The 20987-nt window shown below is 70.7% G+C and carries 3 protein-coding genes; all 3 read left to right on the top strand.

Translation table 11 applies throughout. The annotated features are described in order from the left end of the window. Positions 1–4 precede the first annotated feature (4 nt). Genes ACU6XJ_RS21555 through ACU6XJ_RS21545 form a run of 3 tightly spaced genes read left to right on the top strand, consistent with a single transcriptional unit; the run spans position 5 to position 20830 of the window. Positions 5–19393, top strand: a complete 19389-nt coding sequence (locus ACU6XJ_RS21555) for a non-ribosomal peptide synthase/polyketide synthase (RefSeq protein ID WP_476314640.1) — start codon at positions 5–7, stop codon at positions 19391–19393. Continuing rightward, the gene (locus ACU6XJ_RS21550) at positions 19390–20637 is read left to right on the top strand and encodes an MFS transporter (protein ID WP_476314637.1); all 1248 of its coding nucleotides are present in this window, start codon (positions 19390–19392) and stop codon (positions 20635–20637) included. Before ACU6XJ_RS21555 ends, ACU6XJ_RS21550 begins: the two co-directional genes overlap by 4 nt. Continuing rightward, complete coding sequence (locus ACU6XJ_RS21545; RefSeq protein WP_476314634.1) at positions 20630–20830, top strand: MbtH family protein; 201 nt, start codon at positions 20630–20632, stop codon at positions 20828–20830. Before ACU6XJ_RS21550 ends, ACU6XJ_RS21545 begins: the two co-directional genes overlap by 8 nt. The last annotated feature ends 157 nt before the right edge of the window (positions 20831–20987 follow it).

The following is a 20987-nucleotide window of genomic DNA, read 5'->3' as shown; positions in this document are numbered from 1 at the left end:
ACCCGTGTCGTCATCAAGGCAAAGCCGTATCTCCGCGCTGCCCGCACACCTGAGAGAGCAGCTTCAGCGCCGTTTGGCAGGCCAGTCCGCGCAGTCCGACGGCATTCCCCCGGCGGACAGGACCGGCCCGATCCCGCTGTCGTTCTCCCAGCAGCGGCTGTGGTTCATCGACGAGTTCCAGCCCGGCGGGGCCGGGTACAACAGCGCGGTCGCGTTCCGGCTGCGCGGCGCGCTGGACGTGGCGGCGCTGACCGCGGCACTGACCGTGTTGGGCGAGCGGCATGAGGCGCTGCGGACCACGTTCGAGGTGGTGGACGGCCGTCCGACCCAGGTCGTGCGGCCCCCGGCCGAGGTCCCGCTGCCGGTGATCGACCTGGACGGCGACGACCTGGACCGACTGCTGGGCGAGGAGTACGCGCGGCCCTTCGACCTGCGCGGCGGCCCGCTGTTCCGGGCGCTGCTGGTGCGGGTCGCCGACGCCGAGCACGTGCTGCTGCTCACCGCGCACCACATCGTCACCGACGGCTGGTCGATGGGCGTGCTGCTGGACGAGTTGTGCGCGCTCTACAACGGGACCGGTGCACTGCCCGAGGTGCCGTTGCAGTACCCCGACTTCGCCGCCTGGCAACGCAACCGGGGCGAGCGGCACGTCGAGCACTGGACCCGGAAGCTGTCCGGGCTCACCCCGTTGGAGCTGCCGACGGACCGGCCGCGGCCCGCCGTGCGCACCTTCGCGGGCGCCACGCACGAGTTCACCGTCCCGTCCGGCGTCACCGGCAAGTTGGGTGAGCTGGCGCGGTCCACCGACACGACGCTGTTCACAGTGCTGGTCGCGGCCTGCTCGGTGCTGTTCTCCCGCTACACCAACCAGTCCGACGTCGCGTTGGGCACCGTCACCTCCGGCCGCAACCGCCCCGAGGTGAACCGGGCGGTGGGGTTCTTCGCCAACACGGTGGTCCTGCGTTCCGCGGTGCGTGAGCGGGACTCGTTCCGCGATCTGCTCGGCCAGGTCGCCGAGACCGTGCTGGACGCGTTCGCCCATGACGAGACGCCGCTGGACCGGATCGTGGACGCGGTGCAGCGTGACCGGGACGCCAGCCGCAACCCGCTGTTCGACGTGATGGTGCTGCTGCAGAACGCCGCGCCGAAGCTGCCGCGGTTCGCGGGTCTGGACACCGAGCCGGTGGAGGTGTCGGGCCGGTCGGCCATGTTCGACCTGACCGTCGAGTTCACACAACAGGACGAGTGCCTGCACGCGACGCTGACGTACAACACCGACCTGTTCGACGCGTCGACGATCGAGCGGCTGGCCGACCACGCCGGGGTGCTGCTGGCCGCGGTGGCCGCGGACGCGGACCGCCCGGTGCGCGACCTGCCGCTGCTGACGGAGACCGAGACCCGAACCCTGCTGCGGCACAGTGGCACCGAGGTGCCGCAGGCGACGCTGCCCGAGCTGTTCGAGGCCCAGGTGGCCCGCACGCCTGACCTGCCCGCGGTGCGGTTCGGGGAGGAGCAGCTGAACTACGCCGAACTCGACGTCCGCGCCAATCGGCTGGCGCAGCTGATGATCGAGCTTGGCGCCGGGCCGGAGCGGATCGTCGCGCTCGCCTTACCCAAGTCGGTGGAGATCGTGGTCGCGCAACTGGCGGCCATGAAGGCGGGCGCGGCGTTCCTGCCGATCGACCCGGACTACCCCGCCGAGCGCATCCGGTTCATGCTCACCGACTCCGACCCCGTCCTGGTGGTCACCCTCGCCGAGTGCGCCGACCGGCTGCCCGCCGTCGAAGCGCCGCTGGTGCTCGACAGCCCGGAGACCGCGTCCATTCTAGAGGCGCTGCCTACGGCAAGCCCGGCAACTCCGCTGCTGCCCACCCACCCGGCATACGTCATTTACACCTCGGGTTCCACCGGGCGCCCCAAGGGTGTCGTGGTGTCCCACGCGGGGGTGGCCGCGTTCTCCGCGGCGGAGGTGGACCACTTCCAGGTCCGGCCCGGAGATCGGGTGCTCCAGTTCTCCTCCCCCAGCTTCGACGCCTCCGTCCTCGAACTCTGCATGGCGCTGCCCGCGGGCGCTTCCCTCGTCGTGCCGCCGCCGGGTCCACTGCTGGGGCAGCAACTCGCCGAGGTGCTCGCCGAGCAGAAGGTCACACATGCTCTGGTCCCCCCGGTCGCGCTGGCCACCGTGCCCGACACCGACCTTCCCGACTTCCGCACGGTGATCGTCGGCGGCGACGCGTGCACGGCCGAACTGGTGGACCGCTGGGCGCCCGGCCGTCGCATGATCAACGCCTACGGCCCCACGGAATCCACGGTGGTCACCTCGTGGAGCGAGCCGCTGGAGCCGGGGCGCGTCCCGCCCATCGGCTCGCCCGTCCCCGGCACCGAGGTCTACGTCTTGGACCGGGAGCTGCGGCCGGTGCCGATCGGGGTGCCCGGCGAGCTGTGGGTCGCGGGCGCCGGTCTGGCCCGCGGATACCTCGGCCGCCCGGGATTGACCGCGGAGCGGTTCACGGCCAACCCGTTCGGCCCGCCCGGCGGGCGCATGTACGGCACCGGTGACCTGGTCCGCTGGAACGCGGCGGGTGAGCTGGAGTTTCTGGGCCGCACAGACCACCAGGTCAAGATCCGCGGCTTCCGTATCGAACTCGGCGAAATCGAGACCGCCTTGGCCGCGCACCCGCTGGTCGGCCAGGTCGCGGTGATCGCACGGGAGGACCAGCCCGGTCTGAAACGGCTGGTCGCCTATATCGTTCCCGCCGCGGACCAGGCGCCCGCCGTCACCGACCTGCGCGAGCTGCTCGGCAAGTCGCTGCCCAACTACATGGTGCCCGCCGCGTTCGTCACGCTCGAGGCGCTTCCCTTGAGTCCCAACGGGAAGCTCGACCGCAGCGCGCTGCCCGCGCCCGCGTGGGAGGCGGAGACCGGACAGGTCGGCCCACGCAACGACACCGAGCGGACCCTGGCCGGCATTTGGGGTGAGGTACTCGGCATCGACTCGGTCGGCGTGGAGGACAACTTCTTCGCACTCGGCGGCGACTCCATCCTCAGCATTCAGATCGTCTCGCGCGCCCGGCAGGCCGGCCTGGACATCACCGGCCGGGACATCTTCCTGCACCAGACCATCGCCGAACTCGCCGCGGTGACAAGCACCTCCGGCGAGCAGGTCGCGGAGCAGATCGACGGTCCGGCGCCGCTGACCCCGATCCAGCGCTGGTACTTCGAGGACTCCGGTATCCGCAACCGGTTCACCATGTCCACCTTCGTTCAGCTACCCGACGACGTGGATGTGCCCGCGCTGGGCAGGGCGCTCGACGCTGTGGTGGCCCACCACGACGCCCTGCACACGACCTTCGCGGACGGCACCCAGGTGGTGACGGCCAATGAGGCATCCCCCGCGTTGGAGCTGTCCACCTCGCCGGACCCGCACTCCGTCGCGGTGCGCGCGCAGGACAGCCTGGACATCCACGACGGGCCGCTGATCAGGGCCGTGTTGTTCACCGGGGAATCGCCGCGGCTGTTCATCACCGTGCACCACCTGGTGATGGACGGCGTGTCCTGGCGGATTCTGCTCGGCGACCTGGAAACCGCCTATTGGCAGGCCGCGGCGGGCAGCGAGGTGCGGCTTGAACCGGTCGGCACCTCGTTCGGCACCTGGGCGCACCGGCTGGCCGACCACGTGCGGACCGGCGGGTTCGACAGGGACCTCGCCTACTGGTCGGGCGTCGGCGACCCCGGCCCGCTGCCGGTCGACGGCGACGGCCCCAACACCGTGGCCGCCACCAAGGTCGTGACGGCACGGCTGGACCGCGAGCACACCCACGCGCTGCTGCACGAGGTGCCCGAGGTGTACCGCACGCAGGTCAACGACGTGCTGCTCAGCGCGCTGGGTCGAGTGCTGGCCCGGTGGACGGGCCGGGACCGGGTGCTGCTGGCCATGGAGGGCCACGGTCGCGAGGACATCCTCGATCGCGTGGACCTGACCCGCACGGTCGGCTGGTTCACCAGCCAGTACCCGCTCGCCCTGGATCTTTCGGAGCAGGACTGGGCTGCGACGGTGAAGTCGGTCAAGGAGCAGCTTCGCGCCGTGCCGCACCGCGGGCTGAGCTTCGGCGCGCTGCGTTACCTCAAGGGCGAGTTGGCCGATACGCCGGAGCCACAGGTCAGCTTCAACTACCACGGCCGGTGGGATGTCGCAGGCGACGAGCGCGGGCTGTACCGGGCCAGGTGCGAGGACATCGGCCACGACCTGGCGCCTACGGAGACGCGGGGCAGGCTGCTGGACATCGCCGGGCTGGTGTCGGCGGGCGAGTTGGAACTGAGCTGGCACTACTGCGCGGATGTCCACGACGAACAGACCGTCCGCGCGTTGGCGGAGGAACTGGTCGCCGCGCTGCGTGAGATCGTCGAGCACTGCCGCACGCCCGAGGCGGGCGGGCGAACCCCGTCGGACTACCCGCTCGCCCGGCTCGACCAGGCGCAGGTCGACCGCATCGTCGGCGACGGCACCACCGTCGAGGACATCTACCCCCTGACTCCGCTCCAGGCGGGGATGCTCTTCCACAGCCTCGTGGACGGCGCGGGCGCCTACTTCAACCAGGCCAGGCTGCGGATGGCGGGTGTGACCGACCCGGAGGCGTTCGCGGCGGCATGGCAGCGGGTGGTGGACCGGACTCCCGTGCTGCGCAGCAGCATGGTGTGGGAGGGCGTGGACGAACCGCTGCAGGTCGTGCACCGCCGGGTAACGGTGCCCATCACCCACCACGACTGGCGCTCACTGTCCGATGTGGAGCGTGAGCGAGCCAAAGTGCGGCTGGGCGAGGAGGACCGGGCCCTCGGCATGGACCTCACGGCGCCGCCGCTGATGCGGATCGCCGTGTGCAGGCTCACCGACGACGAGGTCCTGCTGGTGTGGACCTCGCACCACCTGCTGTTCGACGGCTGGAGCCTGGGCCAGGTGTTCCAGGAGGTCTGCGAGCTTTACGCGGCCACCGTGGCGCAGCGCCCGCCCCGCCTGGTCGGCAGGCGGCCGTTCCGCGAGTTCCTGGCCTGGCTGAACCGCCAGGACGGTGCGGCGGCCGAGGCCTACTGGCGGGAGGCGCTCGCGGACGTCCGCCCCACCCCGCTGCCCTACGACCGGCAGCCCACCGAGGCGCATCGCGGCGAGTCCTCGGCGTCGGTGCGGCTCGTGATGTCCGCCGAGCGGACCGCGGAGCTGGACCGGATGGCCAGGCGCCACGGGCTGACCGCCAACACCGTCCTGCAAGGGGCGTGGGCGCTGCTGCTGTCGCGGTACAGCGGCGAAAGCGAGGTCGTGTTCGGCACGACGGTGTCCGGGCGACCCGCGGACCTGCCGGGTGTCGAGTCGATGATCGGCATGTTCATCAACACCGTGCCGACCAGGGTTCGCGTGGACGGCGGCTCGGACGCGGTGTCCTGGCTGCGTGACCTCCAGGCGCACCAGAACGAGGCGCGGCAGTTCGACTTCGTTTCGCTGGCCCGGTTGCAGGCGGGCGCGGGGGCGCCGCTGTTCGACAGCGCGGTGGTGTTCGAGAACTACCCGTTCCAGGAGGCGAGCGAGTCGGGTCTGCGGCTGACCGGTGTCGCGGCGGTGGACACCACCAACTTCGGCCTCAGCGTGCGCGCCCACCTCGGCGAGCGGTTGCAGGTCGAGCTGTGCTTCGACCCGTCCCTGTTCGACGCGGCCACGGTCGAGCGGCTGGCCACGCACCTCGAGGTGCTGCTGAGCGGCATCACCGCCGATCCGCTTCGCAGCGTTTCCGCACTGCCGATGCTCACCGAAGCGGACGAGCGTCAGCTTCTGGTGGAGTGGAACGGCAGTGTCGCAAGCGCCTGTGAGACAACGGTTCCTGAGCTGTTCGAGGCGCAGGCGGCGACGACGCCCGACGCCGTGGCGGTCACGTTCGAGGACCGGCAGCTGACCTACGCGGAGCTGGACGCCTGGGCGAACCGGCTGGCGCACAAGCTGATCGGGCGCGGCGCCGGTCCGGAGAAGTTCGTGGCGCTGCTGCTGCCGCGGTCACCGGAATTGGTCGTCGCGGTGCTCGCCGTGCTCAAGGCGGGAGCGGCGTATCTGCCGATCGACCCGGACTACCCACGCGAGCGGATCGACGCGATGCTCGCCGACACCAAACCCGTTGCCTGCCTCGAACTGTCCGATGTCGACGGTGCCGAGGGCGGGCCGGATGCCGCTCCGCCGCGCGCAGGGCTGCGGCCCGAGCACCCGGCGTACGTCATCTACACCTCCGGTTCCACCGGGCGCCCCAAGGGCGTGGTGATCCCGCACTCCAACGTCGTGCGGCTGTTCACCGCCACCGAGCACTGGTTCGGCTTCGACTCCTCGGACGTGTGGACGCTGTTCCACTCCTACGCCTTCGACTTCTCGGTGTGGGAGCTCTGGGGTCCGCTGCTGCACGGCGGGCGGCTGGTCGTGGTGCCGCACGAGGTGAGCCGCTCCCCACGCGACTTCCTGGCGCTGCTCGCGGAGCAGCGGGTGACCGTGCTGAACCAGACGCCGTCGGCGTTCTACCAGCTCATGCGCGCCGACGAAGACCTGCGGCCACAGCTGAGCCTGCGGTATGTCGTCTTCGGCGGCGAGGCGCTGGACCTGCGGCGGCTCGGCGGCTGGTACGCGCGGCACCCGGACCTGCCGCGGCTGGTCAACATGTACGGCATCACCGAGACCACCGTGCACGTCACCCACATCGAACTGGACGCCGACACCGCGGTGAGCGCCCCGGGAAGCACGGTAGGCGTGCCCATCCCCGATCTGCGGGTCTACGTCCTGGACCGGGACCTGCGCCCGGTGCCGCCGGGCGTGGTCGGCGAGCTGTTCGTGGCCGGTGCGGGACTGGCACGCGGCTACCTCAACCGGCCGGGCCTGACCGCGGAGCGGTTCCCGGCGAACCCGTTCGGCGCCCCTGGCGAGCGCATGTACGCCAGTGGTGACCTGGTGCGGTGGCGTGGCGGGCGGTTGGAGTACCTGGGCCGCGCCGACCACCAGGTGAAGATCCGCGGCTTCCGCATCGAACTCGGCGAGATCGAAGCCGCACTGGCCGCGCTGCCGGCGGCGGCGCAGGCCGCGGTGGTGGCCCGCGAGGACGAGCCGGGGCACAAGCGCCTGGTCGCCTACGTGGTGCCCGCCCCCGGGCAGGAGCCGACAGCGGACGCCCTGCGTACGGCGCTCGCCGCGGCGTTACCGGAGCACATGCTGCCCGCGGCGTTCGTACTGATGGACGACCTTCCGTTGACCCGCAACGGGAAGCTGGACCGGAAGGCGCTGCCCGCCCCGGACGCCGCGGCGGCCACCGCCGAACACGTCCCGCCGCGGACCGATGCGGAACGCCTGGTCGCCCAGGTGTGGTCGGAGGTGCTCGGCGTCGACCGGGTCGGCGCCACCGACAACTTCTTCACCCTCGGCGGGGACTCGATCCTGAGCATCCGGATCGCCTCCCGTTTGGGCTCGGCGTTCGGCACGGCGATCTCGCCGCGGGCGGTGTTCACCCACCCGACGGTCGCGGAACTGGCCGCCGCGGCAAGCACGGTCGCCGCCACGGCGCCGACGGCCGACGGCACCATCCCGCGCGCCGACCGCAGCCGGGCGCTGCCGCTGTCGCCCGCACAGCAGCGGCTGTGGTTCCTGCACGACTTCGAACCGGACAGCTCGGAGTACACCACCCGCTTCGCGATGCGGCTGCGCGGCGCACTCGACCCCACGGCGCTGGACGCCGCGCTCACCGCGCTGGTGGAGCGGCACGAGTCGCTGCGCACCACCTTCGACTCGGTGGACGGTCGGGGTATTCAGCTCATCCATCCGCCGCACCCGGTGACCGTGCCTGTGGTCGACGCGGATCACGGTGATCTGGACGGCATCCTGCTCGCTGAGACGACCCGGCCTTTCGACCTGCGCACCGGGCCGCTGCTGCGGAACCTGCTGGTGCGACTGGCGCCGGACGAGCACGTCCTGGTCGTCTCGATGCACCACATCATCACCGACGGCTGGTCACTGGGCCTGCTGGTAGAGGAACTGGCCGCGCTGTACGGCGGCGCCGACCTGCCCGCCCTGTCCATCCAGTACGCGGACTACGCGGTGTGGCAACGCGAGCAGCCCACCGGTGAACAGCTCGCACACTGGCGGGAGGAGCTTCACGACCTGCCGCCGCTGGAGCTGCCCACCGATCGGCCACGGCCCGCGGTGCGGACCTCCGCGGGCGCGGTGCACCGGTTCACGGTGCCCGCGCACGTCCTCGCCGGTCTCCGGGAACTCGGGCAGCGACAGGACGGCACCCTGTTCATCACCCTGGTGGCGGCCTGCCAACTGCTGCTGGCGCGCTACACCGGGCAGCGGGATATCGCCGTCGGCACGGTCGTGTCCGGCCGCGAGCACCCGGACCTGGAACGGCTGATCGGCTTCTTCGTCAACACCCTCGTCCTGCGCTCCACAGTGGACGGACACCGCGACTTCGAGGCGTTCCTCGGTCAGGTGCGGGACACCGTTCTGCGGGCCACCGCCAACCAGGACGTGCCATTCGAACGGGTCGTCGACGAGCTGCGCCCTGAACGCGACACCAGCCGGAACCCGCTGTTCGACGTGATGGTGCTGCTACAGAACACCCCGACCCCCATGCCTGAGCTGCCGGGCCTGGATGTCGAGCCGCTTCCGCTGCCGGTGCACACCGCGACCTGCGATCTCACCATCGAGTTCGAGGAACACGAGGGCGAGTTGCACGCGGCGTTCGAGTACAACACCGACCTGTTCGACGCCGACACGATGCGGCGGCTGGGCGGGCATCTCACCACGCTGCTCGGCTCGATCACCGCCGCCCCCGACCGACCCATGGACTCCCTCGCGTTACTCGACGACGAGGAGCACGCCGAGCTCATCGAGGGCCGCAACGACACGGCGCTGGCCGTGCCCGCGATGACGTTCCCGCAGGTGTTCGAGAACCTGGCAGCATGCACCCCGCACCACACCGCGCTGGTGTTCAAGGAGACCAAGCTGACCTTCGCCGAGGTCAATGCCCGCGCGAACCGCCTGGCCCACCACCTGATCGGCTTGGGCGTCGGACCGGAGAAGGTCGTCGCCCTGGCGCTGCCGCGCTCCGAGGAGATGATCATCGGGTTCCTCGCGGTGCTCAAGGCGGGCGGGGTGTACCTGCCCATCGACCCCGACCAGCCCGCCGAGCGGGTGCGCTACCTGCTCGACGACGCCCGGCCCGCCGTGGTGCTCACCAGCACCGAAATCGGCGACCAGCCCGACACCGACCCGGCGGTCCCGATCACCCCGGACAACGGGGCTTACCTCATCTACACCTCGGGCTCCACCGGAAAACCCAAGGGCGTCCTGGTCGAGCACCGCGGCCTGGTGAACCTGCTGCACAGCCACCGCGCCGACTTCCTCGCCGGGCGCGGCAGGCTGCGGGTGGCCACCACCGCGTCGTTGACCTTCGACACTTCGCTCGAAGGACCGGTGCTGATGGCCGACGGCCATGAGCTGCACCTGATCGACAACGACACCCGCCTGGACGCCGAGGCCCTGGTCGACTACGTGGCCCGCCACAGCATCGACTTCCTCGACCTCACCCCGTCGTGGCTGGCGCAGCTCATTCCCGCCGGGCTGCTCGACGCCGCGCCCGCGGTGCTCATGCTCGGCGGCGAGGCGCTGCCCGCCGACCTCTGGCAGCAGCTGGCCGCCGTACCGGAAATCGCCAGCCACAACTTCTACGGACCCACCGAGTGCACAGTGGACGCCCTGTCCTGCCGGGTGGACCAGCATCCGACGCCGGTCATCGGCAGGCCGCTGCGCAACGTCGCGGCCTACGTCCTGGACTCCGCGCTGCAGCCGGTGCCCGTCGGTGTCCCCGGCGAGCTGTACCTGGCCGGGGATCAGCTTGCCCGTGGCTACCTGCACCGGTCCGGGCTCACCGCCGCGCGGTTCGTGGCGAACCCGTTCGGCCCGCCAGGCAGCCGCATGTACGCCACCGGCGACCGGGTGCGGTGGACCGCCGACGGTGCCGTGGAGTACCTGGGCCGCACCGATGAGCAGGTGAAGATCCGCGGCCACCGCATCGAACCCGGCGAGGTCGAGAACACCCTGCGGGGCCACGAGCAACTCGCCGACAGCGTGGTGGTCGCCCGCGCCGACGACGGCCGCGACCGGCTCGTCGCCTATGTGGTGCCCGCCAACGGGACGGTGCCCGCACCCGCGGAACTGCGGTCCTGGCTGAAGAACAGCCTGCCCGACTACATGGTGCCCTCGGCGTTCGTCCCGCTGGAGCGGATTCCCCTCAACTCCAGCGGCAAGGTCGACCGCCGCGCCCTGCCCGCCCCGCCGCCCGCGTCCGATGAGACCACCGGGCATGTGGCGCCGAGGACCGACGCCGAACGGGTTCTCGCCGATATCTGGGCGGAGGCGCTGGGTGTGGAGCGGGTCGGCGTGGAGGACAACTTCTTCGCACTCGGCGGCGACTCCATCCTGAGCATCCAGATCGTCTCCCGCGCCCGCCAGGCGGGTCTGCGGTTGACGTCCAAGGACATCTTCCTGCACCAGACGATCGCCGAACTCCAGCTCACCGCCGCGCAGGAGCCTGCGGCCGCGGCCCCGACCGTGACCGGCCCGGCACCGCTCACCCCGATCCAGCGGTGGTTCTTCCGGGACTCCGGTATCGAAGGCCACTTCACCATGTCGATGCTCGCCGACCTGGACCCGGAGGTGGACGAGGACGCGTTGCGGCAGGCTCTGCACGCCGTGATCGGCAGGCACGAGGCGCTGCGACTGCGGTTCACCGGCGACACCCAGGACGTGGTGCCGCTCGGCGCCGCGGTCCCGCTGCCGCACCACCGGGTGTCCGGTGTGGACGAGGAGACGGCACTGGCCGACGCGCTGCGGTCGAAACTGGACCCGGCCGCCGGGCGGGTGTTCGCCGCCGCGTTGTTCAGCGCCGACGGCGGGCCGCCGCGACTGTTCGTCACCGCCCATCACCTGGTGATCGACGGCGTGTCCTGGCGGGTGCTGTTCGCGGACCTGGAGACCGCCTACCGGCAGATCACGGCCGGTCAGCCGGTCGACCTCGGCACCGCGAGCACCCCGTACCGGGACTGGGCTCAGCAGCTATCGGCACATGTCAAGACGGGCGCTCTGGACGACGCCCTGCCGTACTGGCGCGGGGTGGACGCCCCGCCGGATCTGCCCACCGACCGGGCGGGCGACAACACCGCCGCCTCGGCGCGGACGATCACGGTGCGCCTCGGTCCCGAGGACACCCGCGCGTTGCTGCACGAGGTGCCGGAGGTCTACCGCACGCAGATCAACGACCTGCTGCTCGCCGCTCTCGGGCGGGTGCTGGCGGGGTGGACCGGCCGTGACCGGGTGCTGATCGGCATGGAGGGCCACGGCCGGGAGGAGATCATCGACGGCGTCGACCTCTCCCGCACGATCGGCTGGTTCACCACCGAGTTCCCGCTGGCGCTGCACATCCCCGGCAACGACTGGGGAGCCACCCTCAAGTCGGTGAAGGAACAGCTACGCGCGGTGCCGCACCGTGGGCTGAGCTTCGGCGCGCTGCGTTACCTGGCAGGCGAACTCGCCGACGCGCCGGAGCCGCGGATCAGCTTCAACTACCACGGCCAGTGGGGCGGCGGGCAGGCCGACGACGGCCTGATCCGCTCCTTGCGCAGCGGGATCGGTTCGGACGTCGACCCGAACTCCCCCCGTTCCTGCCTGATCGACATCATCGGCGCGGTCGCCGACGGCAAGCTCGAACTCGGCTGGACCTATTCGGCCGACCTCCACGACGAACACACCATTCGCGAACTCGCCGACGGCATGACCGCTGCGCTGCGCGAGATCATCGAGCACTGCCGCACCCCGGAGGCGGGCGGGCGCACGCCATCGGACTTCCCACTCGCCCGGTTGAACCAGGCGCAGGTCGACCGCATCAGCGGCGCCGACACCGAGGACATCCACCCGCTCACCCCGCTTCAGGCCGGGATGCTGTTCCACAGCCTGGTCGACACCGCCGCGGGCGCCTACTTCAACCAGCTCACCCTGCACCTGTCCGGGGTGGCCGATCCCGAGGCGATGGGCCGGGCCTGGCAGGCCGTCGTGGACCGGACGCCCATGCTGCGCAGCGGGATCGTCTGGGAAGGCGTCGACGAGCCGTTGCAGGTCGTGCACGCGAAGGCGACACTGCCGATCCGCCAACTCGACTGGCGCGACTTGTCCACTGTGGACCGGGAGACCGCGCTGGACAGGTTCCTCGCCGAGGACCGCGCGCAAGGCATGGACCTCACGGCGGCGCCGCTGATGCGGGTGGCGGTGATCCGGCTGCCCGAGGACGAGGCGCTGATCGTGTGGACCTCGCACCACGTGCTGCTGGACGGCTGGAGCACCGGCCAGGTGTTCGCCGAGGTGTGCGAGCTGTACGCCTCGGACACCGGCGGCAGGCCGCCGCGGCTGCCGCGGCGGCGACCGTTCCGCGAATACCCGGCCTGGCTGAGCCGCCAGGACGCCAAGGCGGCCGAACGCTACTGGCGGGGCGTGCTGGCCGAGGTGGACACCCCGACGCCGCTGCCCTACGACCGGCAGCCCGCCGAAGCGCACCACACCGAGTCGTCGGCCACCGTGACGCTGGAGCTGTCCCCCGAGCGGACCGGCGAGCTCAACCGGATGGCCAAGCGGCACGGCCTGACCGCCAACACGGTCGTGCAGGGCGCGTGGGCGCTGTTGCTGTCGCGGTACAGCGGGGGCGACGACGTGGTGTTCGGCACCACCGTCTCCGGCAGGCCCGCCGACCTGACCGGCGTCGAGTCGATGATCGGCATGTTCATCAACACCGTCCCCACCCGCGTCCAGGTCCGCGACGGCGACACCGTGTCGGAGTGGCTGCGGGAAGTACAGCTTCAGCAGACCGAGGGCCGGCAGTACGACCACGTCTCGCTCACCCAGCTTCAGTCCTACAGCGCCGTCCCCGCCGGACGGCCGCTGTTCGACAGCGCGGTGGTGTTCGAGAACTACCCCATCGACGCGGCCGCCACCACCGACGCGGGCTTGGGCGTGCTGGACGTGCGGGCGGTGGACACCACCAACTTCCCGCTGACGCTCAGCGCTCACCTCGCCGAGCGGCTGCACGCCGAGTTGGCCTACGACCCCCGGCTGTTCGACGACGCCACGGTGCGCAGGCTCGCGGGCCATCTGGAGACGCTGCTCACCGGCATCGCCGCCGACCCCGCGCGGTCGGTGGCGGATCTGCCGCTGCTCGCCGAATCCGAGAAACGCCAACTGCTCACCGACTGGAACGACACCGGCCTCGACGTGCCCACCACGTCGTACCCGCGGATCTTCGAGGAGCAGGCGGCCCGCACCCCGGACCGCACCGCCCTGGTCTTCGGCGGCACCGTGCTGACCTTCGCCGAACTCAACGCCCGCGCCAACCGGTTGGCGCACCACCTGATCGGCCTCGGCGTCGGCCCGGAACGCATCGTCGGGCTCGCCCTCCCCCGTTCCGCCGACATGGTCATCGCGCTCCTCGCGGTGCTCAAGGCCGGGGGTGCCTACCTGCCCATCGACCCGAACCAGCCCGAGGACCGCATCCGCTACCTGCTGGACGACGCGAAGCCACTGGTGGTGTTGCGCTCGGCCGAAGCGGAAGGCCTGCCGGACACCGATCCGGGGGTGGAGATCCACCCGGCGCACGCCGCCTACGTCATCTACACCTCGGGTTCGACCGGCAAACCCAAGGGCGTGGTCATCGACCACCGCGGCCTGGCCAACCTGTACTTCGACCACCACGCCGAGCTGTTCGCACCCACCGGCCGGGTGCTGCGGGCCGCGCTCACCGCGGCGTTCACCTTCGACACTTCGTGGGAGGGCCTGCTGTGCCTGGCCGCCGGGCACGAGCTGCACGTCATCGACGACGACACCCGGCTGGACCCGGCCGCGGTCGTCGAATACGTGGTGGCGAACCGAATCGACCTGCTCGACCTCACCCCCACCTACGCCCAGCAGCTGGTGCACGCGGGGTTGCTCACCGACGCCCGGCACCGCCCGGGCATGGTCCTGATCGGCGGTGAGGCGGCGACCGAATCACTGTGGCGGGAGCTCACCGCGGCCGACACCACCGGCTACAACTACTACGGCCCCACCGAATGCACGGTCGACGCGGTGTACTGCACCGTCGACGACCACCCGCGGCCGGTGATCGGCACCCCGGTGCACAACACCGCGACCTACGTGCTGGACGCGAGGCTGCGGCCGGTGCCCGTCGGGGTTCCCGGTGAGCTGTACCTGGCCGGTGACCAGCTGGCCCGCGGCTACCTCGGCCGCCCCGGCCTGACCGCGCAGCGGTTCATCGCGAACCCGTTCGGTCCGCCCGGCAGCCGCATGTACGCCACCGGCGACCTGGTCCGCTGGACCGCCGACGGGGTGCTCGACTACCTGGGCCGCCGCGACGACCAGGTCAAGATCCGCGGCTTCCGGATCGAGCCGGGCGAGGTCGAAACGGCGCTGCGCGCCCATCGCGGCATCGCCGACAGCGTCGTCATCGCCGCCGACCACAATGGACACAAGCGGCTGGTGGCGTATGTGGTGCCCGACGGTGCGACGCCCTCCGTGGCGGACCTGCGTGCCTGGCTGGGGCGCAGCCTGCCCGACTACATGGTGCCCTCGGCGTTCATCCCGCTGGAGGCGATCCCGCTCAACTCCAGCGGCAAGATCAACCGCCGTGCGCTGCCGGCCCCGGTCTTCGAGGCCGACTCACAAGCAGGCCACGTGCCGCCGAGGACGGCCGCTGAACGCGTGGTCGCCGAGATCTGGTCGAGCGTGCTCGGGGTGCGGCAGATCGGCATCGAGGACGACTTCTTCGCACTCGGCGGCGACTCGATCCTCAGCATCCAGGTCGCGTCCCGGCTGGGTGCCGCCTTCGGCATCACCCTCTCGCCCCGCGAGGTGTTCACCCATCCCACCGTCGCCCGGCTGGCCCAGGTCATCACGGACGGCTCCGCCGACGCGAAGACGGCAGGCGAGATCCGGCGCGTGCCCCGCGACGGCGCGCTGCCGCTGTCCTACGCCCAGCAGCGGCTGTGGTTCCTCAACGAGTTCGAACCGGACAGCACCGAATACACCACGCGCTTCGCGGCACGACTGCGCGGCGCGCTCGACGTGCCCGCGTTGAACAGGGCGCTGACCGAACTCGTCGCCCGCCACGAGTCGCTGCGCACCACCTTCGACTCGGTGGACGGCCTCGGCGTCCAGGTCATCCATCCGCCGAGCGAGTTGACGGCCGAGGTGGTGGAGGTCGCCGACGACGCCGAGGTGGAGCGGCTCCTGCTCGCCGAGGCGGATCGCACGTTCGACCTGCGCACCGGCCCGCTGCTGCGAGTCCTGCTGCTCCGGCTGAGCCCGGAGGAGTACGCGCTGGTCGTCTCGATGCACCACATCATCACCGACGGCTGGTCGATGAACGTCCTCGTCGACGAGCTTGCCGCGCTCTACCAGGGCGAGGTCCTGCCGGCACCGCCCGTCCAGTACGCGGACTACGCGGTGTGGCAGCGCGAACACCTCGACCTGTCCGAACAGCTCGGCTACTGGCAGCGGCAGCTTGCCGAGGTGCCGCCGCTGGAACTGCCGACCGACCGACCGCGTCCCGCGGTGCGCACGGCGGCGGGCGCCATGCACGAGTTCACCCTCGACGCCGAGGTGACCGCCGCGCTCAAGGCGGTGGGGCAACGGCGGGGCGGCACGCTGTTCGTCACGCTCATGGCGGCCTGCCAGCTGTTGTTCGCCCGGTACTCCGGACAGGACGACATCGCCGTCGGCACCGTCACCTCCGGCCGGGAACGCGCCGAGCTGACCGGCCTGATCGGGTTCTTCATCAACACGCTGGTGCTGCGCACCGAGGTGGACGAGACGCTGACCGCGGGCGAGTTCCTGGACCGCGTCCGGAAGACCACCCTGGAGGCCTTCGCGAACCAGGATGTGCCATTCGAACGCGTGGTGGACGTGCTGCGGCCGGAACGCGACACCAGCCGAAACCCGCTGTTCGACGTGATGGTGCTGCTGCAGAACACCCCGGCCGAGGTGCCGTCCTTCGCCGGGCTGGCGGTGGAGGAACTGGCGCTGCCGGTGCGGACCGCTGGCTCCGACCTCACCGTCGAGTTCCAGGAGCGGCAGGGCGAACTGCACGCGGCGTTCGAGTACAACACCGACCTGTTCGACGCCGACACCATGCGACGGCTGGCCGAGCACCTCACCGTCCTGCTCGCTGGCATCGCCGCCGACCCCGACCGGCCGCTGCGTGACCTCGCGCTGCCGTCCGAGCGGGAACGCGAACTGCTGCGGTCCTGGAATGGCACCGAGCGGACGGTGCCGGACGCGACACTGTCGCGGATCTTCGAGGACCAGGTGAGGAGCACCCCGCAGGAGACCGCGCTGGTGTTCCGCGACACCACTCTCACCTTCGCCGAACTCAACGCCCGCGCGAACCGGTTGGCCCACCACCTGATCGGGCTGGGCGTCGGACCGGAGAAGGTCGTCGCCCTGGCGCTGCCGCGGTCCGAGGAGATGGTCATCGGGTTCCTCGCGGTGCTCAAGGCGGGCGGGGTGTACCTGCCGATCGACCCGGACCTCCCACCGGAACGCATCCGCGACCTGCTGGGTGACGCCCGACCGGTGGTGGTTCTCAACAGCACCGATACCGGGGATCAGCCCGACAACGACCCGGCCACCGCGCCGCGGCCGGAGCACGGCGCGTACATCATCTACACCTCGGGTTCCACCGGAAAACCCAAGGGTGTGCTGGTCGACCACCGGGGCCTGGCCAACCTCTTCCACCTGCACCGCGACAACCTGCTGGCGGGACGCGACCGGATGCGGGTGGCCGCCACCGCGGCGTTCTCCTTCGACACCTCACTGGAAGGGCCGCTGCTGATGGCGGCGGGCCACGAGTTGCACCTGATCGACAACGACACCCGCCGCGACACCGAAGCACTGGTCGCCTACGTCCGGGACCGGGGCATCGACCTGCTCGACATCACCCCGACCTGGCTCCAGCAACTCATCCCCGCCGGGCTGTTCGACACGGGGCTGAGCGTGCTCACCATCGGCGGCGAGGCCCTTCCCGCGCCGCTCTGGCGGGAACTGGCGGACAGGCCGGGGGTGGCGAGCCACAACTTCTACGGCCCGACCGAATGCACCATCGACGCCCTGTCCTGCCAGGTCGGCGACAGTTCCGTCCCGGTCATCGGCACCCCGCTCGCGGGCGTGCGGGCCTTCGTTCTGGATCGGCACCTCAACCCGCAGCCCATCGGGGTGCCTGGCGAGCTGTACCTGGCGGGTGACCAGCTTGCCCGCGGGTACCTCAACCGGCCGGGGCTCACCGCGCAGCGCTTCACCGCCAACCCCTTCGGCCCACCCGGCAGCCGCATGTACGCCACCGGTGACCGCGCCCGCTGGACACCGGAGGGCACGGTCGAGTACCTGGGCCGCACCGACGACCAGATCAAGATCCGCGGCTACCGCATCGAACCCGGCGAGATCGAGAACACCCTGCGCGACCACGAGGAGGTCGCCGACGCCGTGGTGATCGCCGCCCAGCACAACGGGCACAAGCGGCTGGTCGCCTACCTCGCGGGCGAACGCACGGCGGCCGTCGACTGGCGGTCCTGGCTCCAGCAGCGACTGCCCGAACATCTGGTGCCTTCGTCGTTCGTGGCACTCGACGCCCTGCCGCTCAACGCGCACGGCAAGGTCGACCGCCGGGCACTGCCCGCACCGGACACCCGATCCGAACCGACGCAGTCCTATGTGGCCCCGCGAACCGAGGCCGAAGCGCGGCTCGCCGAGATCTGGGCGCAGACCCTCGGCGTGGAGCGGGTCGGGGTGGAAGACAACTTCTTCGCCCTCGGCGGCGACTCCATCCTCGCCATCCAGGTCCTCTCCAAGGCCCGGCAGGCGGGGCTCAGCGCCACCGCCAAGGATCTCTTCGCCAACCAGACCGTGGCAGCGTTGGCGCAGGTGGTCCGAACCGAGGAAGCCCGGCCGGACGAGCGGGAGCCGGTGGTGGGGCCTGCGCCGCTGACCCCGATTCAACGCTGGTTCTTCGACACCGATCGCGTCAACCCGCAGCACTACAACCAGTCGATGCTGGTCGACCTGGCCGCGGACGTCGACGAGACGGCGTTGCGCTCGGCGCTGGCGGCGGTGTTCAGGCACCACGACGCGCTGCGGATGCGGTTCGAACGCGTTGAGGACGATCTGCGGCAGTACAACGCACCGGTCGAGGACCACTCGCTGCTCACCGTGCACGACCTGTCCACAGTGGACCGCGAGCGGCACGGACAGGAGTTGGAGAAGATCGCCGACGAGGTACACGCGAGCTTCGACCTGACCAGCGGGTGCCTGCTGAAGGCGGTGCTGTTCACCGGTCCGACCCCGCAGCTGTTCCTCACCGCGCATCACCTGGTGGTGGACGGCGTGTCCTGGCGCATCCTGCTGGAGGACCTGGACACCGCGTACCAGCAGGCGGCGGCAGGCGAAGAGATCGACCTCGGCCCGAAGACCACCTCCTTCCGGGACTGGGCAACCAGGCTGCGCGAGCACGTGCGCGGCGGCGCGCTGGACCACGAACTGGAGTACTGGTCCTCGGCGCCGCCGACCGCCGAACTGCCGGTGGACCATTCACCACCCCAACCGGGCACCCCGGGCGAGACCCTCACCATTTCACTGTCCGAAAAGGACACCGACGCGCTGCTGCGCGGCGCGCCCGCGGCCTACCGCACCAGGATCAACGACGTGCTGCTCGCGGCACTGGCCTGGAGCGTCTCCCGCTGGACCGAACACCCGGTGGTGTCGGTGAGCCTGGAGGGCCACGGCCGCGAGGACGTCATCGACGGGGTGGACCTGTCCCGCACGGTCGGCTGGTTCACCACCGAATTCCCGGTCTCCATCGAGGTGCCGACAGGCGAACCGCAATGGCGTGACCTGGTCAAGTCGGTGCGCAGGCAACTGCGCGAGGTGCCAGGCAACGGCTTCGGCTACGGCGCGCTGCGCTACCTCACCGACCGCCTGCCCGCGGGTGGGCCGGAGCCGCAGCTGTCGTTCAACTACCTCGGCCAGTGGGACAACACCTCCGGGGAGCCGGACAGCGGCCTGTACCGGGCGGTGCACGGCTCGGTCGGCCACGACACCGACCCCGCCGAACGCGCCGCGCAGCTGCTGGAGGTCGTCGGCGGTGTGGAGTCCGGGCGGCTCGGCTTCACCTGGTACTACCAGCCGGACGTGCACGAGCGGTCCACAGTGGATCGGCTGGCGGCGGCGTTCGCCGACGCGCTCCGCCTGATCGCGCGGGACTGCTCGGCGCGGAAGGCGCGGCTGTCATGACCGCGGTCCCGTTGTCGCGCAACCGCGACTACCGGCTGCTGTGGGTCGGGCAGGCGCTGTCCGAGGTGGGTGTCAGCGCGACGACCATCGCGCTGCCGCTGCTGGTGCTCGCCATGACCGGCTCCCCCGGCCTGTCGGGCCTGGTGCTGGGGGTGGACGCGGCGGCCCAGCTTCTCGTCGGTCTGCCCGCCGGTGCGCTGGTCGACCGCTGGGACCGCAAGAAGGTGATGCTGGCCTGCGAGGCGGTCCGGGGACTCGCGATCGGCAGCCTGGTCCTCGCGCTGTGGTGGGGCGTGGCCGATATCCCGCACCTGCTCGTGGTCGCGGTGGCCACCGGAGTCTGCACGGCGCTGTTCGAACCCGCCGAGGACGCCAGCCTGCCGAGGCTGGTGCCTGAGGAGCAGCTGTCCACGGCGGTCGCGATGAACACCGCGCGCAGCCACATCGGGCAGCTGTCCGGAACGGCGCTGGGCGGGTTCCTGTTCGCGCTGCGGAACTGGCTGCCCTTCGGCCTCCAGGCGCTGACCCACCTGGTGTCGTTCGTGATGCTGCTGTTCCTCCGCATCCCGAAGCAGCACCGGGAACCCGCGCCCGCCGCGGATCTCCGCCACGAGATGGTGGCGGGCCTGCGCTGGATGTGGCGGCAACGGCTGGTGCGGACCGTGGCGTGGTGTGCGGTCGGGTTGAACCTGTTCTTCCAGGCCTTCTACATCGTGATCATCACCCTGGCCGCGCAGCGCGGGGTGCCCTCGGGCGAGATCGGCATCATGGCCGCGATGCTCGGCGCGGGCGGCATTCTCGGCGCGCTGTCCGCGCCGTATCTGCGGCGCCTGGTCACGCCGTATATGTCGATCATCGGCGTGTTCTGGGCGCTGGCGGTGATCAGCCCGCTGGCCGTGTTCGTGCACAACGGCTACCTGCTCGGCGCGATGTTCGCCGCGATGGCGTTCCTGGCGCCCACGGCCAACATCACGATCACCACCTACCAGCTTCTGCTCACCCCGGACGAGATGCGCGGCCGGATGAGCAGCGTAATGAGCGTGGTGCTCGGCACCGCATCGGTCACCGGCCCGGTGATCGGCGGCCTCCTCATGGAGGTACTGCCCGGCGCGCCGACGGTGCTGCTGCTCAGCGCGGGCATCGCCGTGATGACCCTGCTGTCCACCATCAACCCGAACCTGCGCGATTTCCCGCGCGACGTCGAACGGAAACCGGAAAGGGAAGAGGCACACGACCATGGATGACAACACGACCTACCAGGTGCTGCTCAACGACGAGGAGCAGTACTCCCTCTGGCCCGCCGACAAGGAGATCCCCGCAGGCTGGAAAGCCGACGGCTTCCAGGGCACCAAAGAGGAATGCTCGGCCCATGTCGACGAGGTGTGGACCGACATGCGCCCCCGCAGCCTGCGTGAACAGATGAGTAGCCAGTCGTAACCGGGCAGGTCGGGCGGGTGGCACCACCACCCGCCCGACCTCGGCCTGTACTTTCTGTTGAATTACTAGTAATTGCTTGTGAATTCATCATTGGTGAATGACCATTCAGTCCGGCCGCCGTTCATCCACTTTTTGGGTGTTCCATTTTGAGGGCGAC

The organism is Actinorectispora metalli, assembly GCF_056323685.1.
Note: the sequence above shows the minus strand (reverse complement) of the source record. Positions and strands in the feature narration are given on the sequence as shown.

Bases quoted from the DNA above. Each gene is read 5' to 3' on its own strand.
- ACU6XJ_RS21550 (WP_476314637.1), top strand. From the start codon at position 19,390: ATGACCGCGGTCCCGTTGTCGCGCAACCGCGACTACCGGCTGCTGTGG.
- ACU6XJ_RS21545 (WP_476314634.1), top strand. From the start codon at position 20,630: ATGGATGACAACACGACCTACCAGGTGCTGCTCAACGACGAGGAGCAG.